A 3074-nucleotide genomic window follows, 5' to 3' on the forward strand; every position below is an offset into this window, starting at 1 on the left:
ACATATGCAGGGCATCCGGGCCATCATCATGATCGGCTTTGGGGAAATGACGTAATTGTTCAATCAGCGTGGTCTGGCTGGAGTGCAGGCGGATCAAGCCATTCACCATATGGGGTTGCAATGACTCGATACGTAACAGTTTATCGGTGTGAGGAATAACGGCGCGGGCTGGCACCGGTATACCGGCAATGGCGGAGCGCTTGATGAGTTCCGTGCGCAGGAACTCCTGAAACTGTACGGTTTCAATGCTCCACACCAGGCAGCGATAAACCTTCTGTAACTCGATAATGTCTGAGATTATCTTATCGGGAACCCGTTTGCGGATTGCGGCCTCGACCACATTTAGAGTGCCCGTGTGACGGTTAAAGCCGCCGACCAATAAGGCGGAAGGGTCACGACTGGCACCCTGTTTGCCCAGGCTAGGGTCACAAGCCCCGTAGAAAACCCACTCATCAAGCCGGTTAACCCAAAAGTGAAACACACCTTCGCCTGCAAAAATCGCATCTTCACCGCTGACCGGATCATTCTGATATTCAGCGTCAAAGGTGGCATGACCATCACGCGCACGGATAAGCATCAAGGCGAGGATAGGACGCGCAGACCAGGACACAATAGCCCCCTCGTCCATCTCTGCGCGGTGTTGCTGATAGTAGGCATTGGCCAGCATCTCACCATCCTGACCGTTGTTGCGCAGGATCTCTTCCCATTTGTCCCACAGCGACATGTTATATGGCCAGCGTATCAGGGCTTTAAAGCGGGCGACGCGCCACAGTGGGTTTTTGAGGGTACGGGAAAGGACAGAATCATAGTGCAGGATAGTCCCGATGTAGATCACATCGAGCTTACCACCCGCCGTTCCCAGCGGTAACACGGTCTTCTTCAGCCAGTTTTCCAGCTTCTCGCGTTGCTCCGGGCTGCGGACTTGCTCGTCATTCTCGATATCATCCAGTACCACCAGATCAGGACGGTATGGCCCATGACGTAAGCCGCGCAGTTTCTTACCCGAACCGGCGACCTGAACCTTGATATCGTTGCGGGTCAGGATAGTCCCCATTTGCCACACACGGCCCGCACCACAAACATCGGGGAAGTCCATCAGCAAACGGGGGTTGTAGACCAGTTCAGCTTTAATGGCTTCCAGCATCGGATAGGCTTGATCAATGGAGTCCATTACGATGACCGGGTAATGCTTGATGCCACAAATGATGGCCCACAGGACAAAGAGCTGACTGACAAGAGTGGATTTGGCTTCACCACGCGGGGCGGCAATGGCATCGTTCTCGCCCTTGGGACTGGCGACAATTTCCGGCAGGCGACTGAACAGATATTTATGCAGTTCGCTTTTGTCTTTATGGCGAACATAGTGCGGGAAATAGTTCTCGATAAAGAACTCATACCCCGTCACCGGGTCTTTTACCCGCTGGTGACGTTCCGCTACGGCAGTAGCCGAGGGGTCAAAACCTACATCCTCAGCTTCAATGGTTCTGCGCAGGCTGGCGGCAAGGTCTGCCAGTTCGCTGGAAAAGTCACGCGCAGTGAATTTCTTTGCCATAGTGCTATTCCAGCGCCTTATTGATTTCGTTAATCAGACGGTCACGGGCCTGATAAGTCAGTTCGCCATACCCCACTTCAGCGTCATATTTCCCTGCTGATGTCGTCACAACAATGTAGCCATTGCAGTTGACTTCTACGCTGAGAATATCGCTGGCCATAACACTGCAATTACTCGCCAAACGGATTAATTTATCAGCCATAGTGTTTCTCCACTTCATCACCAAAGGGTTCTAATATCTCGACGAACGCCGCTAAATGCTGGGGGTGCTTCTCAGAAATAAAGATGCTGAGTTTCTGGAGTACATCCAGCGCAGTAGCCAACTGGCTAGTTTCCGGCAATATCTTCTTACTGGCAGATATCGCTTTGTTAAAGGCATCAGCCAGGCTAGCCAACAATTCGACGCGTTTTTGAGCCGGGAGCTTAGAGTCACCGTTAAGCTGCTCCAGCGTAGTCTGGTACTGCGTGACCAGGCCAGTCAGTACCGCCCGCGCAATGTCCTCCAGTCCGCCGCCTGCGATAACGTGAGCGGCCCGCAATTTATCCCAATCATCGCCATTATCCTGCGCCTCTTTTTTCCAGCGGCGGGCGGTAACAAAGGGGATTGCCGCCTGAGCAGCGGCGATTTCCAGTGACATCTGGCCGAAAACATACGACCTACGCAGCCTGTCCCGTGTTTCCTGCGGATGCGCCATCGTTACAGCCCCAGACGGGCTTTAATAAGCACGATAGCTGTCGCAATAAGCCCCCCGGATAACCCACCGGCAATGGCTCCGGCCACGGCACCACGGCGGGGAGCCTCAACCTGAATTGCCGTCATATTGGTTTCTATCCGTTCAAGTTTTAAATTAATGTCTGCCAATATTTCCAAGTCCTGCCCTGGAATAAAAAGCTGATCTAACTGAGTACTTATTTTTTTCAGCGCATTCACTTCACTCTCAACGACATGAACACGTCGACTTCTGCGTTTCTGGCGTGATTTCATTTGTCTGCCTTCTTATCCAATTTTCCGTCAATACGATCAATGGCACTTCTGACATCACGTAATGTCGTCATCATGAGGTCAAAGTTTGTTTTTGCATCTTCACGCCGTTGATAATCGGTCTTTATATTCTCAACCGACTTTTCCAGCGCAGTAATATCCTTCTTGAGTTCGTTAATCCATAAACCAAAAAGAGTCGAAACCAATCCCAAAATAATTTGGAATGCCATCGCCAGGTCAAATATCACTTAGCACCACCCGAATAATATTTATTGATTTGTATTAATTGCGTTTCTAATTGCTGGCACCACTTTCCATAATCTGTGGCGTGGGCGAGAATATCGTCTGGTGGTAACCCGTTAACGGCGCGCTGGGTTTCGTGGGCAGTTGGTGCAGCGCCGCTGGCGGCGGGTTGCACTCGCTGATCACAATCGGGGTAACCGAGGGCTGACCGATAGACGCACAGGCTGTGAGGCCCAAGGCCAGTATAGGCAGCGCCATCTTGTTGAGTCGCATCATTGATTTGCCTCTTGAGTCTCT

Annotated in this window: 6 protein-coding genes; all 6 read right to left on the reverse strand. The window is 51.6% G+C overall.

The annotated features are described in order from the left end of the window. Nucleotides 1-1552 (reverse strand): phage terminase large subunit (gene terL, locus AEP37_RS22975; protein ID WP_049615497.1); only part of this gene is annotated, 1552 nt, incomplete at its 3' end. A 4-nt stretch (nt 1553-1556) separates the two neighbouring features. Continuing rightward, on the reverse strand, nt 1557-1754 hold the full coding sequence (locus AEP37_RS22980) for a hypothetical protein (protein WP_049615498.1): 198 nt from the start codon (nt 1752-1754) through the stop codon (nt 1557-1559). Next, the gene (locus AEP37_RS22985) at nt 1747-2247 is read right to left on the reverse strand and encodes a DUF1804 family protein (RefSeq protein ID WP_049615499.1); all 501 of its coding nucleotides are present in this window, start codon (nt 2245-2247) and stop codon (nt 1747-1749) included. The genes AEP37_RS22980 and AEP37_RS22985 overlap by 8 nt, the downstream gene beginning before the upstream one ends. Nucleotides 2248-2249: 2 nt before the next feature. Next, nucleotides 2250-2537: a hypothetical protein gene (locus AEP37_RS22990; RefSeq protein ID WP_049615500.1), complete on the reverse strand. Its 288-nt coding sequence runs from the start codon at nt 2535-2537 to the stop codon at nt 2250-2252. Next, nucleotides 2534-2782 (reverse strand): hypothetical protein, encoded by a 249-nt coding sequence (locus AEP37_RS22995; RefSeq protein WP_235801431.1) that lies wholly within the window; start codon nt 2780-2782, stop codon nt 2534-2536. The genes AEP37_RS22990 and AEP37_RS22995 overlap by 4 nt, the downstream gene beginning before the upstream one ends. Nucleotides 2783-2828: 46 nt before the next feature. Further along, the coding region (locus tag AEP37_RS23000) for a hypothetical protein (RefSeq protein WP_244880838.1) at nt 2829-3074 on the reverse strand (246 nt) is incomplete at its 5' end.

Source organism: Yersinia pekkanenii (assembly GCF_001152565.1).
In the GTDB taxonomy this organism is placed as follows: Bacteria; Pseudomonadota; Gammaproteobacteria; order Enterobacterales; family Enterobacteriaceae; genus Yersinia; species Yersinia pekkanenii.

Excerpts from the sequence above, each read along its gene's own strand:
- AEP37_RS22980 (WP_049615498.1), bottom strand. The coding sequence starts at position 1,754 with ATGGCTGATAAATTAATCCGTTTGGCGAGTAATTGCAGTGTTATGGCC.
- AEP37_RS22985 (WP_049615499.1), bottom strand. The coding sequence starts at position 2,247 with ATGGCGCATCCGCAGGAAACACGGGACAGGCTGCGTAGGTCGTATGTT.
- AEP37_RS22990 (WP_049615500.1), bottom strand. The coding sequence starts at position 2,537 with ATGAAATCACGCCAGAAACGCAGAAGTCGACGTGTTCATGTCGTTGAG.